Origin of the sequence: Halomonas gemina (assembly GCF_023554995.1) — a bacterium.
In the GTDB taxonomy this organism is placed as follows: domain Bacteria; phylum Pseudomonadota; class Gammaproteobacteria; order Pseudomonadales; family Halomonadaceae; genus Halomonas; species Halomonas gemina.
In genome coordinates this window covers 324,226-342,556 of the sequence record NZ_JAMJPK010000005.1, presented here as the reverse complement: position 1 = coordinate 342,556, position 18,331 = coordinate 324,226, and the positions used below count along the sequence as shown (strand labels likewise).

The 18,331-nt window shown below is 65.1% G+C and carries 14 protein-coding genes; 5 read left to right on the top strand and 9 right to left on the bottom strand.

The genetic code is table 11. From position 1 onward, the window contains the following. Window positions 1–89: 89 nt before the first annotated feature. The 5 genes from recO to lepA all read right to left on the bottom strand — a co-directional run bounded on the left by recO (window position 90) and on the right by lepA (window position 5,140). Window positions 90–806, bottom strand: coding sequence for a DNA repair protein RecO (gene recO, locus M8009_RS13200; RefSeq protein ID WP_250061857.1), 717 nt, complete (start codon window positions 804–806; stop codon window positions 90–92). After that, window positions 807–1,706, bottom strand: a complete 900-nt coding sequence (gene era, locus M8009_RS13195; protein WP_250061855.1) for a GTPase Era — start codon at window positions 1,704–1,706, stop codon at window positions 807–809. Beyond that, complete coding sequence (gene rnc / locus M8009_RS13190) at window positions 1,703–2,407, bottom strand: ribonuclease III (RefSeq protein ID WP_250061853.1); 705 nt, start codon at window positions 2,405–2,407, stop codon at window positions 1,703–1,705. The genes era and rnc overlap by 4 nt, the downstream gene beginning before the upstream one ends. Before the next feature lie 97 nt (window positions 2,408–2,504). Continuing rightward, complete coding sequence (gene lepB, locus M8009_RS13185) at window positions 2,505–3,308, bottom strand: signal peptidase I (RefSeq protein ID WP_250061851.1); 804 nt, start codon at window positions 3,306–3,308, stop codon at window positions 2,505–2,507. A 14-nt stretch (window positions 3,309–3,322) separates the two neighbouring features. Continuing rightward, window positions 3,323–5,140 carry a translation elongation factor 4 gene (gene lepA / locus M8009_RS13180; protein ID WP_250061849.1) on the bottom strand — a complete coding sequence of 606 codons (1,818 nt, stop codon included), beginning with the start codon at window positions 5,138–5,140 and terminating at the stop codon, window positions 3,323–3,325. 215 nt (window positions 5,141–5,355) lie between these two features. Between lepA and M8009_RS13175 the strand changes: the two genes are divergently transcribed. Both M8009_RS13175 and M8009_RS13170 read left to right on the top strand, forming a co-directional pair. Continuing rightward, window positions 5,356–5,826 carry a Panacea domain-containing protein gene (locus tag M8009_RS13175; RefSeq protein ID WP_250061847.1) on the top strand — a complete coding sequence of 157 codons (471 nt, stop codon included), beginning with the start codon at window positions 5,356–5,358 and terminating at the stop codon, window positions 5,824–5,826. Then, window positions 5,798–6,142 (top strand): hypothetical protein, encoded by a 345-nt coding sequence (locus tag M8009_RS13170; RefSeq protein ID WP_250061845.1) that lies wholly within the window; start codon window positions 5,798–5,800, stop codon window positions 6,140–6,142. The genes M8009_RS13175 and M8009_RS13170 overlap by 29 nt, the downstream gene beginning before the upstream one ends. 86 nt (window positions 6,143–6,228) lie before the next feature. Here the strand turns inward: M8009_RS13170 and M8009_RS13165 are convergent, their stop codons facing one another. The 3 genes from M8009_RS13165 to M8009_RS13155 all read right to left on the bottom strand — a co-directional run bounded on the left by M8009_RS13165 (window position 6,229) and on the right by M8009_RS13155 (window position 7,660). After that, window positions 6,229–6,393 carry a YHYH domain-containing protein gene (locus M8009_RS13165; protein ID WP_250061844.1) on the bottom strand — a complete coding sequence of 55 codons (165 nt, stop codon included), beginning with the start codon at window positions 6,391–6,393 and terminating at the stop codon, window positions 6,229–6,231. 144 nt (window positions 6,394–6,537) lie between these two features. Beyond that, the gene (locus M8009_RS13160; protein WP_250061842.1) at window positions 6,538–7,425 is read right to left on the bottom strand and encodes a KilA-N domain-containing protein; all 888 of its coding nucleotides are present in this window, start codon (window positions 7,423–7,425) and stop codon (window positions 6,538–6,540) included. Between the two features lie 70 nt (window positions 7,426–7,495). Next, complete coding sequence (locus tag M8009_RS13155; protein WP_250061840.1) at window positions 7,496–7,660, bottom strand: Arc family DNA-binding protein; 165 nt, start codon at window positions 7,658–7,660, stop codon at window positions 7,496–7,498. A 120-nt stretch (window positions 7,661–7,780) separates the two neighbouring features. Here M8009_RS13155 and M8009_RS13150 point away from each other — a divergent pair, with 120 nt between their 5' ends. From M8009_RS13150 to M8009_RS13140, 3 genes are all read left to right on the top strand, one after another. Then, on the top strand, window positions 7,781–8,056 hold the full coding sequence (locus tag M8009_RS13150; protein WP_250061838.1) for an Arc family DNA-binding protein: 276 nt from the start codon (window positions 7,781–7,783) through the stop codon (window positions 8,054–8,056). A 136-nt stretch (window positions 8,057–8,192) separates the two neighbouring features. Then, complete coding sequence (locus tag M8009_RS13145) at window positions 8,193–8,837, top strand: hypothetical protein (protein WP_250061836.1); 645 nt, start codon at window positions 8,193–8,195, stop codon at window positions 8,835–8,837. 39 nt (window positions 8,838–8,876) lie between these two features. Beyond that, window positions 8,877–9,098: a hypothetical protein gene (locus M8009_RS13140; RefSeq protein WP_250061834.1), complete on the top strand. Its 222-nt coding sequence runs from the start codon at window positions 8,877–8,879 to the stop codon at window positions 9,096–9,098. On the opposite strand, the gene M8009_RS13135 is transcribed toward M8009_RS13140, so the two are convergent. Next, window positions 9,085–18,282 (bottom strand): LPD38 domain-containing protein, encoded by a 9,198-nt coding sequence (locus tag M8009_RS13135; RefSeq protein WP_250061832.1) that lies wholly within the window; start codon window positions 18,280–18,282, stop codon window positions 9,085–9,087. The two genes, M8009_RS13140 and M8009_RS13135, sit on opposite strands and share 14 nt — an antisense overlap. Between the last annotated feature and the right edge of the window lie 49 nt (window positions 18,283–18,331).

Sequence of the window (18,331 nt, the reverse complement as noted above, 5' to 3'; positions counted from 1 at the left end):
AGTCGAGGGTCAAGTAATCAAGAAATCAGGGATCAAGGAAGAAGGGTAAGGGCCAAGCGGCCAAGCGGCCAAGCTGCAAGTCAAGGCTCTCACGGCTGCTGCCTGGCTTCCTCCTGGTTGCGACGGCGCTGGGCAAGCTGTCGCATCAGCTCGCGGGAGCGAAGCGGACGGCTGCCGAGCAGCGGCGCCAGCGCCGCCCGGGTGACCGCCTTGGCGGGGCCAGCCAGCCCGGGCTCGGCCCAGCCGCCGCGAGCCAGCAGGCGCAGGGTCCGTCCGTCGATGCCCCCCTCGCCGGCCACGAAGGCCCGTGAGGCCGGATCGAGGACATAGCAACGCTGGGGGTCGAGCTCGCCCCCCTCGGGATCGGTGAAGCGTGGCCAGGCGTCCAGCGCCTCGAGTGCCGCCACCTCGAGCCGACGCAGCGCCCCGGCGCGCCCCTCGGGACGCGGCAGCACCTCGAGCATGGCAGTGTAGAAGGCGAAGACCTCGGCAACCGGCAGCTCCACCGGCAGCACCCGCGCCAGCAGCTCGTTGGCATAGAGGCCACAGAGCAGCCCCTCGCCGGCGAGCAGGGCCGCACTGCCGCGCCCCTCCATCAGCCGCAGGCGCTTGAGCTCGCCCTCGCCGACCCAGGTAACGTGCAGCGGGGCGAAGGGCTGCAGCCGGCCTCGCGAACGCGACCCGGGGCGCTGGACGCCCTGGGCCACGGCCCTGACGCGCCCGTGGTGCAGGGTCAGCAGTTCCACCAGGGCACTGGTCTCGCGATAGGGCCGCTTGTGCAGGAGGAAGGCGGGTTCGGGCTGCATCTAGTCCAGGTCGTAGCCCAGGCTCTTGAGCGCCCGCTCGTCGTCGGACCAGCCACGCTTGACCTTGACCCAGAGGTTGAGCATCACCTTGGCCCCCAGGGCCCGCTCCATGTCGAGGCGCGCCTCGCGGCCGATGTTCTTGATACGCTCGCCGTTCTCGCCGATCAGGATCTTCTTCTGTCCGGCCCGTTCGACGAGGATCAGGGCGCTGATATGCACCACTCGCCCCTCATCGCGGAACTCCTCGATCTCCACGGTCATCTGGTAGGGCAGCTCGTCGCCGAGCTGGCGCATCACCTTCTCGCGGACCAGTTCCGCGGCCAGGAAGCGCTGGCTCTTGTCGGTGATCTGGTCCTCCGGGAAGTAGTGAACGCTCTCCGGCAGGTGCTTGGCGACCTCGGCCTCGAGCTCCGGGACGTTGGTGCCGTGCTTGGCGGAGATCGGCACGATGGCGGCGAAGTCGCGGCGCGCGCCGACCTGCTCCAGCCAGGGCAGCAGGCTGGCCTTGTCCTGCAGGCGGTCGACCTTGTTGACGGCCAGGATCACCGGCGCCTCGACGTGCTCGAGGCGCTGCAGCACCACCTGGTCCTCGTCGCTCCAGCGGGTCCGGTCGATGATGAAGACCACGCAGTCCACGTCGCGCAGGGCCTGCACCGCGGCCTGGTTCATGAAGCGGTTGATCGCCTTGTTGCGATCCTTGGCCATGATGTGGATGCCGGGGGTGTCGACGTAGATGAACTGGGCCTCCCCCTCGGTCTTGATGCCCATCACCTGGTGGCGGGTGGTCTGGGGACGCCGCGAGGTGATCGAGACCTTCTGGCCGAGGATCCGGTTCATCAGTGTCGACTTGCCGACATTGGGGCGGCCGACGATGGCCACGAAACCGCAGGTGGTGGTCATGGGCGGCCTCCCGTGCTGTTGGACTTGACCGGCTCGAGCCGCGACAACGCCTGGGCGGCGGCCTGCTGCTCGGCATGGCGTCGGCTCGAGCCGACGCCCAGGGTATGCTTCTCGAGCACCTCGACATGGCACTCGACGGTGAAGGTCTGGGCATGGGCCTCGCCCTCCACCGAGGTCACCTCGTAGCGCGGCAAGGGCACCTGGCGTGACTGCAGGAACTCCTGCAGTCGGGTCTTGGGGTCTTTCTGGGTATCATCGAGGCTGATGGCTTCCAGCCGCTCGGCATACCAGGAGAGCACCCGGGCCCGGGCGACCTCCATGCCGGCATCCAGGTAGATCGCGCCGAGTACCGCCTCGACGGCATCGGCGAGGATCGACTCCCGGCGATGGCCACCGCTCTTCATCTCGCCGGAGCCCAGCCGCAGGCATTCGCCGAAGGCCATCTCCCGGGCCAGCTCGGCCAGCGTCTGGCCCTTGACCAGGCGCGCACGCAGCCGCGACAGCTGCCCTTCCCGGGCCTGGGGAAAGCGCTGGAAGAGCGCCTCGGCGATGATGAAGTTGACGATGGAATCACCGAGAAACTCGAGGCGTTCGTTGTTCTGGCCGCCGTAGCTGCGATGGGTCATGGCCAGCTCGAGCAGACCGGGGTCGGCGAACGTATGGCCGATGCGGCGGCTGAAGGCGTTGAGGGAGTTGCTCACGGAGCTCCTGACTATTCGATGAGGACGTGGGTAATGGTGTCCTGGGCGCCGGCGACCCACACAAGCCGCCGGGCCCGAGGGGCGACAGGGGGGCGCCCTAGTGGATACGGCGCACGCTGGTGAAGCTCGGCAGTCCACCGTCCCAGTGCATCCAGACAGCGAAGGCACGGCCCACGACGTTCGTCTCCGGAACGAAGCCCCAGTAGCGGCTGTCGTTGGAGTGGTCACGGTTGTCGCCCATGGTGAAGTAGTGCCCCTCGGGCACCACCAGCTCGCGCACCTGGGGACCGGGGTCCCGAGGATTATTGTAGATACGGTGCTCCAGCTCGCCCAGCTGCTCGGCCAGCAGCAGCTCGGTGGGCGCCGCCACAGGACCGGCCTCGAGCAGCCGCTTGGGTACCGCCTCGCCGTTGACGAAGAGCTGCTTGTCCTCGTAACGGATGCGGTCACCCGGCAGGCCCACCACCCGCTTGATGAAGTTCACCGCCGGCTCGTCGGGGAAGCGGAACACCATGACGTCGCCCCGCTCGGGCTCGCCCAGGTCGACGATCTCGGTATGCACCACCGGCAGGCGCAGGCCGTAGGCGAACTTGTTGACCAGGATGAAGTCACCGACCTCCAGGGTCGGGCGCATCGAGCCGGACGGGATCTGGAAGGGTTCGACCACGAAGCTGCGCAGCACCAGCACCACCAGCAGCACCGGGAAGAAGGAGCGGGCGTAGTCCACCGGCCAGGGCTCCTTGAGCGCCTTCTCGCGGGCCCGTTCGCCGAGCCCCTCGGTGGTGCCGGCCTCGGCCGTGGCCAGTCGCTGCTGACGGGCAGGGCGCCACCAGAGCAGGTCGAGCAGCCAGATCACGCCGCTGACGGCCACCGCCGCCACCAGCATCAGAGAGAAGTCCATGCGGTTGTTAGTCCCTAGTCGTTGACCCTGAGCACGGCAAGGAAGGCGTCCTGGGGAATCTCCACCCGGCCAACCTGCTTCATGCGTTTCTTGCCCGCCTTCTGCTTCTCGAGCAACTTCTTCTTGCGGCTGACGTCGCCGCCGTAGCACTTGGCGGTGACGTTCTTGCGCAGCGCCTTGACGGTGGAGCGCGCCACCACCTGGCCGCCGATAGCGGCCTGGATCGCCACGTCGAACATCTGACGCGGGATCAGCTCCTTCATCTTCTCGACCAGCAGGCGGCCGCGACTGTGGGCATGGTCGCGATGGATGATCACCGCCAGGGCATCGACCTTGTCGCCGTTGATCAGCACGTCCAGGCGCACCAGCTTGGCCGCCTGGAAGCGCTCGAAGTTGTACTCGAGGGACGCATAGCCCTTGGAGATGGACTTCAGGCGGTCGAAGAAGTCCATCACCACCTCGCTCATCGGCAGCTCATAGGTGAGCTGGATCTGGCTGCCCAGGAACTGCATGTCGAGCTGGGTGCCGCGGCGCTGCTCGCACTCGGTGATGACGTTGCCGACGAAGTCTTGGGGCACCAGGATGCTGGCGCGTACGATGGGCTCACGCATCTCCTCCACGTCGGCCATGTCGGGCAGCTTGGAGGGGTTGGCGACGTAGATGACCTCGTCATTCTTGAGCAGCAGCTCGTAGACCACGGTGGGCGCCGTGGTGAGCAGGTCCAGGCCATACTCGCGCTCGAGGCGTTCCTGGACGATCTCCATGTGCAGGGTGCCGAGGAAACCGACCCGGAAGCCGAAGCCCAGGGCATCGGAATTCTCCGGCTCGTAATCCAGCGAGGCATCGTTGAGCGCCAGCTTCTCGAGGGCGTCGCGGAAGTCCTCGTAGTCGTCGGCACTGACCGGGAACATGCCGGCATAGACCTGCGGCTTGACCTTCTGGAAGCCGGGCAGGCGGGCGACATCCGGCGTCCTGGTATGGGTGATGGTATCGCCCACCGGCGCGCCGTGGATCTCCTTGATCCCGGCCACGATGAAGCCCACCTCGCCGGCACGCAGGATGCCGGTCTCGTGGCGCAGCGGGGTGAAGATCCCCACCTCGTTGGTCTGCCAGTCGCGCCCGGTGGACTTGATGCGGATCTTCTCACCCTTCTTCAGGGTGCCGTCGAAGAGCCGCACCAGCGAGACCACGCCCAGGTAGTTGTCGAACCAGGAGTCGATGATCAGCGCCTGCAGCGGTGCCTCGGGGTCCCCCTTGGGGGGCGGGATGTCGCGCACCAGGCGCTCGAGCAGCGCGTCGATCCCCAGCCCGCTCTTGGCCGAGACCTGGCAGGCGTCGGTGGCATCCAGGCCGATGATCTCCTCGATCTCGTGGGAGACCTTGTCCGGGTCGGCCTGGGGCAGGTCCATCTTGTTGAGCACCGGCAGCACCTCGAGCCCCTGCTCGATGGCGGTATAGCAGTTGGCCACCGACTGGGCCTCGACGCCCTGGCCGGCATCGACCACCAGCAGTGCCCCTTCACAGGCATACAGCGAACGCGACACCTCGTAGGAGAAGTCCACGTGACCGGGGGTGTCGATGAAGTTCAGCTGGTAGGTGTTACCGTCCTTAGCGTGGTAGTCCAGCGTCACCGACTGCGCCTTGATGGTGATGCCACGCTCGCGCTCGAGGTCCATGGAGTCGAGCACCTGCTCCTTGAGCTCACGCTCGGTCAGCCCACCGCAGGTCTGGATCAGGCGATCGGCCAGGGTCGACTTGCCGTGGTCGATGTGGGCGATGATCGAGAAATTCCGTATGTGGCTGAGTTGGCTAGGTTTTTCGGTATTCGACATTCGCTGAAATCCGCTTCATGTACGCGCCCCTGTACAGGTCTGGCAAGTTGCCCCTATCGGGCGCGCGAGTGAGATGCGCGCATTGTAGCGTGACAGGGCGGCGATGTCGTCTGCGCGCGAAAGGGCTCGACTTTGGTTTGCATACGCGCCGCCTTGCAATTACGCTCCAGCTCCCTCACTTTTGAGGTAAGCCACCAGCGAACAGGAGGTGCGTCATGGCCATCACTGCGTTGCAGGCTGCCAAGCTGGCATGCAGCACTTCCGGCTGGACGCTTACCAACCTACAGCTTCAGAAGATCCTCTATATCGCCCACATGCTGCACACCGGCAGACATGGAGAGCCGCTAGTGAGCGATGAAGCGTTTGAGGCATGGGGTTATGGCCCCGTGCTCCCGGTGGTGTACCAGCATGTCTCCGCCTTCGGGGATCGGCCGATTAAGAACGTGTTCCATCGCGTCCCTGATGTCTCCTGGGGATCGCCAGAGCATCAGATCATCGTGGATGCCGTAGAGCGACTCTCCCGCATGAATCCTTACCGGCTCGTCGAGATCACGCATGAGCCTGTCGGGGCGTGGCATCGCAACTACTTCCCTGGGGCCAAAGGTATCGACATCCCCCAGGAAGACGTCGTGGCCGAGTACAAGCAAAGGTTCCCTGATGCCGAACGAGCCGAACAGCGAGTTTGACCAGCTGGAAGCCGGTAGCGACGACGGCACTGAAGAGGGCGATGCTTACAGCAAGTCCGCAATGGCAGCTGAAGAGGCTTACAAGGAACTCGACGCCGTCAAGGACAAGCTCAAGGAGGAGCGCTTCCTGTTCGTGCTGGCCGGCCTGGTACTGCTGAATGCCCATATCCTCGGCAATATGGACAACTGGGCAGCCCCTATCGTGATCGGCATCCTTCAGATCTTCGGCCTTCTGATCTTCGCCAGGAGAAGCGGAGTCGAGGAAGTCCAGCAGCTGCTGGACAAGCTCCTTGATGCGGTGAAGCCCGGCCGCTGATCTTCGCCAGGACCTAGTGTGCCCGGGGTGGCTACGTGAAAAGGCCGCCCCGAAGGACGGCCCATCTCACTCTACGCTCACCGACATCAGTGGCAGTGATAAACGCCTGTCTTGTGATTGGTGTGGCAGCCAGCGGCGTCTGTGCCGCCTCCATGCTTGTTGACGATGGTGCCGGCGCCCGGTGCGAGCGGTGCTGCATGTGCCATGCCGGCGCCGAGCATCAGCGCCATGGCGATCAGAATTGCCTTCATGGTTTCTCCTGCGATGATTGGTAGTGTGGGTGACGCCTTGCCCTCCCTGGCGGCGAGCCGCTTCCCGCGACACGCATGGCGGCGTCACGCTCCCATCGTAGATAAGGAAGCGGCGTATTTATGTAGGAAATCGCCGACAGGTGATCAGGCGGCCGGCGGCAGCACCCCCGCTTTGCGCTGCATGGAGTGAGCGATCCGCCCCGCCGCCAGGACGTGTTCGTGGCATTCGCTGGCGTGGCGACTGCCCAGAGCATTCAGCGCGGGGCCCAGCTCGTCCTGCCAGCGTTGCGCCATCCACTTGGCGTGGGTGCACAAGGCCAGCAGGTTGCAGGCCTCGTCGGCTGACAGGAGGAGCCCGCCTTCACCCTCTGTCGGGCCAGGTTTCGGAAGATACTCGCCGTCAAGCGCCACCGACTCCACGGCGCCCAGCGCCTCGGTGAAGCGGCCTTCATCGATGTCCTTGTAGCTGGCCACCTCGAAGCGGTCCTTGAGATACGAGTAGATGCGCGAATAGGCGGTGCGGCGGACATGCTCCGGCAATGCTTGGGCGCGACGGGCGATGGCGCGCTGCAGGGTGCGCTGATGGCTCGGGGTGAGCGGACTTGGCAGGGCCTCGCGTTTTTGCTCGAGCTGCTGAAGGCGACCCATGCGGTAGTCGAGGAAGACCTGATTCACCTGCAGCTGGAACTTGGGGCTGATCCAGCCAGCGTAGCTGATCGCCAGCAGCTCGTGGGCGTAGGTGCCGGCGTAGGCGCCACCGCGAATCGTGTTAAGAGGGGCAAGACCAGGATTCTTGTCTTGGCCCTGCCCATCAGCATTCCCAAAGCAGGAATTCCTGCTTTGGGCCTCAAGCTCCTGAATCAGCTCTTTGGTTTGCTGGTTCTGAATCCACATCGAGGGACGCTTCCGCCCTTCGCCCCCACCTGCCCGGTGGATAGCATTCAGGTTGAAGCGGCCGCGCTCGTCGGTGGTGATCTCGTGGCCGGCGATGACCGGATGCACGGAAGCGGTGCTGGTGCTAGAATCGTTCATGTGAGCTTTCCTCTGGCTAGTGGTTTGCTCCGCTTCTGAGGCCCCTGGTGTTCCCGCACCGGGGGCTTCTTCATTTCTTAGTGCCTGCCTCTTCATTCTTCTGCTCCTGTTGCCGTTGTGTTTCCAGGTAGTGAACGATCTGCGCGTTCATCGACCTGTGCTCCTCGCATGCCCTTTCTTTGATCCAGTCGGCTAGATCACCGGGTATGCGGATCTGTGTTCTGTACTTTCTCATGTCGATGCCACTCCTTGTCGAAGTGATATCACTGTGGCATCCACATTAGTGGATGTCAAATAGACTCTTTGACTCAATTAGAGCCCACGAACATTCTTACCCCACGATTCAGGGGGCGGGATGAGCGACAGGCACCAGACAACACCATATCCGTTGAGGATGCCCGAGGAGCTGAAGGCTCAGCTCAAAGAGGCGGCAGCCGGAAACCACCGCTCCATGAACGCGGAAATTGTCGCGCGACTGCAGGAGAGCTTCGGCGGCGGTCTCGAGATCGACAAGATGGGTGAATACCCCCTCATAGAGGCGTGGGAGCATCTCGAGCGTTTGCGCTCTGAGTTCGACCGGGCCATGGGTGAATACAAGAAGCTTCTGACCAGAGAGCAGCAAGACAGCTAGCCAGCCCTCTCCTCCAGGCAGAGAGATGGGCATCACCCAACAAGGTGTGAAGTACCGTGGCACTGAACACCGACGCTGAAAGGTGAGAAGCTGGATCAGAGTTGATTTCGCAGGGTATACAACGCAAGGAGTCAGCATGGGGAAAGGTAAGTTTTTTTCTAATAAGAAAACAACTAGAGTAATAGGTGCGATTTCCCTGTCAGTCCCTATAGCTGTGTTTTTATCTAACCCGGCCTATGCTCAAATAAATCTTCTCAACTCTAACGAAAGCCTTGGACTGATACACAGCGCTTCTATTGAAGTATTTGATGATGTGACGGGCGGATGCTGGACTAACGCGGAGGCTATAAAACAAAAAGCCAGGCTCACGCTGGAGCAGAGCGGTGTCAGCGTTTACCTTGAAGAGCTTTCAGAAAATTATCCTTACTCAGCAAGCATTTACATTGAGGCATTTGGAAAGCGCTCTGAATCTTCTGTTTGCTTTGGATCAATAGAGGTTGCCATTGGAGACACTTCAAGCAGATCTATAGGAGAAACATACTTGCTGGGGAGCATATACTTTTACCGCGACAGATCAGTAGCAATGGGAAGAAGCCTGAATGAGCCATTCTCAAAATCTGTCGAAGAAAGCATAAATAAACTGGCCGCAGAAATCATCAGCAAAAGAAGAAACGAAGATGTAAAACAGCTTATCGATCAACATGAGGAGGAGCTAAAGGCAGAGCCAGAAACCAGAGATGAGTGGGAAGAACGAATGAATATCGATCTCCCAAATAGCTAGGCCCTCGCGCTCCCCTAAGCGCCCAGCTACGATGGGAGCATGGATCTCACTCTCGACCACATCGGCCCTGTGCTGATCGCCCTGCCCATCTTCGGGCTCATGATCATGACGGTGATGCCGGCGCACTGGCAGAACGCCAGGGGGTGGCTGTTGGTAAGTTACGCCGGCATCCCGCTGTTCATCGTGGCCCTTGCCATCCTGATCAACGTGCCGGCGCTGCTGTTCTTCGCCATCCTGCTAATCGGCCTCAGCGCTCGCTAGCCTTCGCCCGTTGCAGTTGCTCCCCCCAGGTGCGCTGGATGATGCGCTTCTTCTCCTGAATTCGATCGATCCTCTGACGCTTCAGGTCGCCGCCGACGTTTGACCGCCGAATCATGTCGATCTGCTTGTTGTACTTCGACAGTTGACGCTGGGCGCGGTTGAGGCCCAGGCGCAGCGCCTGCAGGTTGCGCGTCTCCTCGAAACGCTCCTTGGCCTCCTCCCAGTGGCCGAGCTCGCGCAGCTCCTTCACGTCCGAGTAGGCACGCCGGGTCTCCGTCAATCCCTCGTAGAATACGGTCCCGTACTTGGTATAGGGGTCGGTGTCGCCCAGGTTTCGGTAGAAACGGCGCAGTGGGTTGTACTCATACCAGCGGCGTGACGGGGCGTCGTGGCCGTTGGCGCTGCGCCACACAGTATCGGCCATGCCAGCCCCCCAGGCGCCCACCTGCCCCAGGTAGCCGCCGATCAGGTGATCTACCTGCACCGGGGAGAGCGCCAGGGGGTTCGTCTCGGGATTGCCGATGGCGCCCACGGTCTTGTTCAGCACCTGGCTGATACCGGTGGCCACGGCGGTCGTGTTGTAGCGCTTGCGGAGCTCAGGCGACAGATTCTGCATGCCCATGTTTTCGATGGGGCGATTGGTGAAGCTGTCCTTGTTGGCATACACGTCCAGAGCCGGCTGCATCGCCTGGGGCATGCCGACAGCGAACGTCTGAGTGATCATGTGCCCCATGCGCTGGGCGAACAGCTCGCCGGTCGCCTCGTCATCAATGAACTGCTCGGCGGTGCGGACCATCATGGTGCCTATGGCGCCCACCTCGAAGGGGTTGGGGATGCGGATCAGCGCGTCGCCGACGTTGAAGTGGGTGTAGGTATCCTTCTCCCACTCCTCGAGCTCCTCGTACCACTCCTCGTCGTGATTCTCGAGATAGAGCGCAAGCATCGCCAGCGAGACCGCCCCGGTCACCGCCCAGAAGCGCCCCGCCAGCTGCTTGTCAGTGGCGTTGGGTGTCTTGCCGCGCAGGGCGTCGATGATCACGCTGCCGCCCGGCTTCACGCCGCTGCGATAGATCTTGTCGAGGCCCTGAATCCTGGCGTTGAGGAACGGGATGATATCGATCAATACGCGAGTCGCCGGCCATGCGCCGTGAGAGCTGAAGTCCATCAGGTCGCGGGCCTCGAAAGAGGCGCGGAGCTGGTTGCCCTCGGTAGCACCCTGGCGGTAGATGGCGGCTCGGTTGACGTTCTCGAAGTGGTTGTTCACATCGTTCCACTTCGCCCAGCCCTGGCGGATAACGGAGGCGGCATTGCCTACGCCCAGCATGATGGTGCTGCCCGGTGAGCGCGCCAGGCCCGCGTCGCGCATGTTGCGGGTCATGCCAGAGCGTAGTTCGTCGCTGTTGCCGGTGCCGTAGAGGTGACCGAAGCTGAAGTTGGCGCCCGAGGCCAGCATGCGCGCCTTCATCTTCTTGTCGCGCAGCGTCTCGCTACCCACCAAAATGTTGCCCAGCACGTTCTTGGAGATGTCGCTGGTAGCCGGCGCCTGGATGCTGTCGCGCATCAGGTTGGCGAGGATGTACTGCGGCGTCACCGTCACCGTGTTGGTGAATATCCGTTTGAAGCCGCGCAGCGCCTTCATCAGGGTGCTGTTCATGCCGTTGTGGCCCAGCGCCGTGATGGCGTTATAGACCATCGGGTCATCCACCTCGTAGAAGACCTTCTGGCCGCCCTCCATGACGAAGGTGCTGGTGGCAGTATTGCGGCCACTCTCCGGAACCCGGCGGGTCACACCGAGCTGCTGGGCGTTGTCGATGGCCTGGCGGGCCGCGTTATTCTTGAGGCCGGCATCGATGATGTGGTGGAAATTCATCATCGTGTTCTCGAGCAGGTTGTTCAGGTTGGCGGTGCCGCCCTTGAGCTTCTTCACCGCCTGCTGGCGTGAGAGCCCACTGGTGGCCAGCTGCCCGGCCTCGAAGCCCTTCTCCTCGCTGAGCCGGTAGAACGGAACATAGAACTCGTCGCGCCAGGCTGCGCGTTGCTCGGGGCTGATCACGCCCAGCGCCTCGCCTGCGGCCAGCACGTCATCGCGGTACTGCTGGAACTCCTTGAACACTCGATCGTAGGTGTCGCGGCGGCTGCGGCCATCTTCCAGGTTGCCACGATCCCATGCCTTCATGGCGTCGATGTCGGCATCATCGAACAGGTTCTCGCGGCCTTCGGCGCGCAGCTTGTCGGCACGGTTGCCGGCGATCCAGCCGAGGAAGCGGTGGATCTCCGCGCTATCGCCCAGCTGGTTGAGCACGGCGCCCAGCCCCATGCTGTCGTCATCCTTGGGCTGGAAGACCTGCTCCCTCTCGTTCCACTCGATGCGGCTGTCCTTCAGCAACACCTCGGTCACGCCGTTGGCAGACTTCGACATGCGCGCCTTGACCCAGGCCGACTGGGTAATGTGCTCCGTCAATGCCTCGTCGCCATAGAGCGCGCGGTCGAGCTCCTGCAGCGAGCCGTATTGATCGACCACGCCCTGGCGCACCTTGGTCTGCCAGCGGTCAGTCTTCTCCTTCCACCACTGCCAGGCGCTGCGGAACATCGTGGGCTGGCCAATCTTGAGGGCCGCGGCCCGGTCGGCATCGCTGAAGTCGTCGAATTGGCTCTCGAAGGCGACGCGCTCCTTGCCACGCAGGCTGTAGAGCTCGCCGGTATCGCCCTGGCGTTCGGCCTTCTGCTTGCGCAGGTACTCCCGGCTCTTCTCGCCCAGGGCCAGGGCGTCGGTGTGGGTCCAGCCGATGGAGGGAAACAGCCGACGCAGCAGCTCGCGGATCTTCGCCACGGCACGCTGCCAGGCCTTGGGCCGGTGCCCCTTCTCCAGCAGGTGGGCGACCATCTCCTCGCCGATGGTAATCCGGTCCTCACGCTTCGACGGGTCGAGGAAGGGATAGTCGCGGCGCACGTCGGCGAGCGCCTGGCGGCCCTCCTTGCTGTTGGGCAGGCCACGGAACAGCGACAGCATCACGCGCTCGAGGTCACTCCCCAGCACAGCACGCATGCCCTTGTGACCCACGGCCTCGTGGATGGCGGTGCGCACGCCCTCCTGCACGCTCTCTGCGTTGTCGGCGATCACGTAGAGCTCGCCGTCGATGTACATGCCGCGCACGTCGGCGGGGTTCACGCCACGGATCGCCATGCCCAGCAAGGCCTGGGGTGGCAGTTCGCGGACGGACTGGATGACCGTGGCATCGGCCAGCTCCTCGACCCCCTCCAGGGCGGAGGCGATGTCCTCGGCGCGCGGGGCGGGTTTCAGCGCTTCGCTGTCCGGGTTGAGCGAGTAAAGCTCCACGCCGCGCGCTGTCTCGCGGTGCTCCAGGGTGCCCATCATGCGGTCAAAGGCGGCGTTGATCGCCGGGGCTTCATCCGCGTTGGGGTAAGGCCCCTCGGGGTCGGAGGCGATGTTGACCAGGTAGTCGTTGCGGATGCCCTGGGCGTCGAGCTTGTCCTTGGTGTAGCGCTCAAAGGCCCGGGCCGCCATCTCGATGGGCGTGCCGTAGTAGGGCTTGGAGCGAGGCTCGTCGAACTCCTTGGAGCGCGCCTCGAAGCCGCTGTCCTTGAGCGCCTGGCGCATCTCCCGCCAGCGCTCGGCCAGCTCGGCGCGGGCGGCGCCTTGTGTCGTCAGGTCCGTCTGGTAGGTCGCCTGCCCGGTGCGCTCATGGGGGATGTAGTTGTCCAGGGCGTGGAACCATTCATGGGCCAGGCTGCCGGGACCGGCGCTCTTGGTCAGGTTGATCACCACCTGGCCGGGCTCGTAGTGCGCGGCAGCCGAGCGGCGCCCTCCCTTGCCTCGGGCGCCGAAGGCCAGACCCAGGGTGCCATCCAGCGACATCGCCTTGGGCGGCACACCCATCATGGTGGCCAGGTCCATCAGCGCGTCATAGGCGCGGTTGAGGTCGGCCTGACGGCGCTGCCCCTCGACGTAGTTGCCGAACTGCACCCCGCGGAAGCCGAAGGCGGCCTGGAAGTCGTCCGGCGTCACGTCGCCCTCGCGCAGCTCCACGCCTTCTCGCGGCGCATTGCTGTCGCTACGCATGCGCGGGCCGGCGCGCATGGCGTCGATCTGCTGCTGCAGCTGGTCGCGGTGCTCGGTGATGTAGTCGGCCGCGGCGGAGGCGGACTCGAAGCCACCCACCAGCCGGATCTTGCGGCTTCCCACCTGGAAGGCAATGAAACGTTCGCCGGTCCGGGTGTTGCGGTAGGCGTTGATCGGCGTCTGGCGGCTCTTAGGCTTGCTGTCGTCCTTCTGCACCGCACTGGTGATGACGTTGGCCGCCTTGTCGCGGATCTCGTCGAAATCGGTGGACCACACCCCGGTGCGCCGATTGCGATCATCACGCAGCACATAGACGGTCTGGTTGGGGTCCATCTGCTGGCCGTCGTACAGGCTGTAGCCGGCGCCGGCATCCACGCGCCACTTGGCCGCCTTGCTGTAGAGGCTGGGCTTCAGCGGGGCGATCAGCTCAGCGGTTCGCAGCGCACCCTCCACCTTCTCGTACATCTGCCGGCCGCGCGGGGTCTGCGTCTCGGCCAGGAAGTCATCGAAGGTGCGCGAGCCGTCTAGCAGCATGCGCGCCAGACTCTGGGCCTGCTCCACGTCACGCATCCACATGCGCAGGCGTAGCGACTTGCGCGGCTTGGCCGGGATGCTGTTGCGGATCACCGCCACAAAAGCCGCGGCGCGCGGATCGACGCCCTCCTCCACCAGCTTGGAGTAGTTGGGCGCCGGGAAGGCCTCGGAGAGGGTGGTGGACTGCGTGACCTCGGTATCGAGGCCTGTCATCACCTGGTTGACCTGGTCCTTGCGGGCGCCTTCGATGCGCTCGCCGAAGTCATCGATACGCTCGTCCTGCTGATCCCGGGAGCGACGCCGCGCCTGTCGTGGCTGGGGCTGGCTTTCTGCGTCATTCTGCGAACTCTCTGCAGCGCCGGCTTGCGCACCTTGCTGCTCAGTCTCGGCGTCGGACCGCGGTTTCTGAGCACTATCTTGCGCCTCTGCCTGACCCTTCGAAAACGCAGCGCGCATGTCGTCGGTGGTCAGTCCGGCGCGGTCGCGGATCTCGGCGAAGTTGCCGGCGTTGCCGAAGGCCTCGCGGAACTGCTGGCCGACATTGCCCTGCTGCACCGCGACGGTGTAGTAACGGTTCGGGTAGCGGCGCCCCGTGGCTCGCATCATCTGGAGGATGGTGTCGCGCTGACGGCCGATCATGTCGGCCTCGCGCTCCACACGCAGGGCGAAGCCGCCCGCTACCGCCACGGCTTCCACCTGGCGCCCCTGACGGCGCGCACCGCGCGCGGCGTCGCTGGCCAGGGCGCTGCGTTCGGTGGCAAACGGCGCACCGTTGGCACGGTACTGGAGCTTGGCATCCTGTTGGTTGTCGGCGGATTCTTCGACATCTCCGGGCGTTGTATTCGCGTCATCGCCACGTTGCGGCTGAGCGCCCATCAGGTCTTGCTGACCGCCGGCCGCCATCACATCGGCTTGGCGGTCGCTCCCGGAAAGGCGGAAGTCGTCGGCCTCAGTGTCAGCCTTGGCGCGCTGCTCTTCCTGGCGGCGGCGGTCGGCCTCGGCCTGTTCGGCCTGCTGCTGAGACTGGTCGCGGTCGGCCAGTTCCTGCTCGTCGTAGGTGGCGAGCAGAGGCGCGTCGTCATCGACTTCGCTGCTGGGAAACTCACGCGCCGCATCGAGCACCTCCTCGATAGGCGCATCCAGCTGGATGACACGGACGTCGTCGCCCTGGTCGGCCCTGGCCAGCCACTGGTGGTGGCCGTCCACCACATGGCCATCGGCGGACACGAGAATGGCACGGTCGCCGCCCTCGCGGTCCTTGGCCGCCTGGACACGATCTTCGGAGAATTCTCGCTGGGTCGGGCGTAGGGAAAGCGCGGGCACCGTAGCCTCGGCGCTATCGATGCCTCGAGCTGACAGGAAATTGGCCAGGGCGCCACGGTGCTCGGCCTTGATCTGCGGCATCTCGGCGCGCGGGATGCCGCGGGTTCCGGAAGCCTCGGAGAAGGCGGTCCACTCGTCGTCGAGCGGCTCGCCCCTCAGCGCGTCGGCTTGCTGCCCTGCTTGAGACCCTGGGGAAGCTTCAGCTTGTCGCCCTTCGGCAGGCTGTCGTTCGCCTCGCTGAGTGCCTGGCTGAACAGCCCCTTCAGGTGATCGTTGTCCGGAACGCTGAGACGGATCTTCTGCTTGGAACGCGGCATTGATGACGTCCTCGTTGGTGGTGGTGTCCTCGAAGAGGGCGCCGTTGCGCTCGCTCTCTGCCCGGGTGCGGACTGCCTGCCCAATGTAGCGCATGGCCTCAGTGAGTGCCCGGCGGCTGCGCAGGTTGGTGTGAAGGGCCACGGCCAGTAGCGCGGTGGTCTCAGGCACCGGTTCGCTGAAGGCATCGGTTTGTCGGGTGAGCTCGCGCACGCTGATACCGTCCTGGCGGGCGCGGCGCACCAGCCGGGCAGCGTCGTTGACGCTGCCGATGGCGTCGAGCGCCTCCCGACTGCCGGTCTCGCGGGCGATGGCAAGGTCCGGCGCGGCAACCTGGAGCGCGGCGGTCAGGTTGCGCATCTGATCGCCCTGCTCGGTGGCCATCTCCACCATGTCGGCGTCCTGGTAAGCCTTGGCGAACACGGCACGCTGCATGCGCTGACCAAGCTCGGGACTGGCCTGACCGTCGCGGGTGGTATAGCGCGCGGCCTCGTTGTTGCCCAAGCGCTGGACGAAGGCGCGCTGGAAGCTGCGGTTGCTGGCCGCCAGCGGGTCACCAGACTGGTCCGGTGCCCATGCCTGCAGGTCGTCGGCGGTGAGGCTGTCGGCATCCGCCTGAGCCTGCTCGTAGGCGGTCATGCCGGCCACCTGGCTTTCGTTGGCGCGGCGAGCAAAGTCGGCCCGATCGATGTTGCTCACGCGCTCACGTACCAGCACCGGGCGCTCCATCTCATCCAGGGCCGCGGGATCGATGCCCTGCTCCTGGGCCTGGCGACGCACAGCGTCACGATAGGCGCGGGCCTGGGGGCCACCCTGTTGGTACGCCTGAGCGATGGCCATGGCGCGGCCATTGCCAGACTCCACCACGCCATCATTGCCGATGATCGGCGCCCCGGTACCGGCGTCTCGACTGGAGCCCAGGCGTTCGGGGTTCAGGCGTGCGGCGATGTTGCGCACCTGCACCTGGCTGTTGGCGTTGGTGCGGTCGCGGGGCTGGAGCTCTTGGGGGTAGTCGGGATTGATGCGGCCGTCGGGCGTGTTGGAGGGGCGCAACTCGGCGGCATCCATCACCCGGAAGCGGGTGCGGATGGGGGTGTTGTCGGGCAGGTAGGCGGTCTCACCGCGGCCCCGGGTGCGAGCGATACGCGCGACGTCTTCAGCGCTCTGCTGCTGGCGGGCTCGAGTGGCCTCGACCTCCTCGCGCGCGCCGGTGTCGGTGAAGCGCGGATCGGCCACCGGCTGGTCCAGCCCGGTATTGGCGTTGCCGCGGCGCGCGGTCGGCCCCTGGCCGTAGACGATGCCTTGGTCAGGAATCTGCGGACGTTGTCCGGCGATTTGCTCGCGCAGCCGCTCGCTGCCTTGCCGCTGGGCCGCCAGCCCCTCGTCGCGGCGCACGTTGCGCGCCTGGGGGTCGTACTGGGTCTGGTCGGCGGTCGGGCCGCCGGCAAAGATAGTGCTGGGGTCACCCGGTGGCAGGCGCCGCCCATCCTGACCGATCAGCCCGGCCACGCCGTCCTGGGCCTGGCCCTCGTCGCCGTCCACGACCTCGCCCTCGCGGCGCGCGGGGCGCTCGGCGCTGCCCTCGCGAAACAGGGCTCCGCGCAGGTTGGCGGCGATGGTTTCAGCACGCCCGACCAGGCGTTCGGCCTGGGCGATGTTGCCATCCTCAACAGCCTGCTCGGCGCGGTCGATCATGCGCTTGATGTTGGTCAGCCGGACCTGGCCCTGGTAGCTCGCACCCTTGGCCAGGTTCTGCAGGTCGTCCAGCTCACCCATGGCCAGCTGGATGCGGTTGCCTACGTGGGCCGCCACCTGGGGATCCACCGGCTCAGCGTTGGCCTTGGCGCCCTGCTCGGCCTGCTGCCCGGCCATGGTCTGGTCCAGGGCATCGCCGCCCTGGGCCTCGGTCTGCTCGCGGGCCTGCTCGATGCGTGCGACCTGGGTCTTTGCCTGGTTGCGCTCGCTGATCCCGGCCGGGGCGCCGGCGAGGCCACCCATCAGGCCACCGGCGGCGGCCTCATCGATCATCGCCGTGATGTCCACGTCGCCCGGGTTGGCCAGCAGCGACTCGCCGTTGTTCTCGACCCAATAGTTGGCGTGCTGGTTGATCAGCCCCTGCAAGAACTCTGTGCTGGCCTCACCGATCAGGTTGGTCAGCGAGCCACCGCGCATCGCCCGGCCGGTGGTGCGTCCGGCCTGGCGGCGCAGGTCGCGCATCACGCCTTCGCTGATTTCCTCGGCGGCCTTGTCGGCCAGCTTGTGGGCGCCGGCGCGACGCAGCAGGCGGACCGGGGTGATGGCATCCAAAGAGCCGGCCAGCACGCCGTGGGCCAGGGAGACATCGAGGTCTTCCGTCTCGCCCATCATGGCGCCGGTTTCCATGCCGGTGGAGGCGGCCATGGCGCCCAGTGCCTGGCCCCCGCGCACGGCGGCCTGTTTGGCGGCCGCTCCGGCGAGCATCTTGGCACCCTGCCCGGCGACGATCCCCCCGGCCCCGCCGCCAGCCACGGAGGCGGCCATCATCGGCAGCAGGTTGCCGGCGGTGTAGCGCGCCCAGTTCCAGGCATCACCCGGCCCGCGAATGTCCGTGAAGCCGAAGCCCAAGTCGTTCTCGGCGGCCTCATCCATGTTGCGCTGGTAGATGTCGCGGCCGGCGTTAAGGATGCCCTCGGATTCCATCGCCTCGCCGGCGGCCATCAGCAGGCCGCCGCCCATGCCCTGCACCTGGTCGATGCCGGCAGCCAGGCCGCCAGTGAAGCCGGGGGTGCCCTCGGAGTGCTCGCGCTGGGGCTCACCGCTGACGTAGGCGTCGAACTCGGCATCGTTGAAATACTGAAATTCGGGCGACTGGCGCAGGATCGACTTAATCTCGTCGTCGCTGCGGTCATTGAGGGAGGGGTTCTTACGGCGGATCTCGTCAATCAGGGCCATCTGGCGTTGTCTCCCGACAAGGCGTTGAGGTCACCGGGCGCGGCGTGGC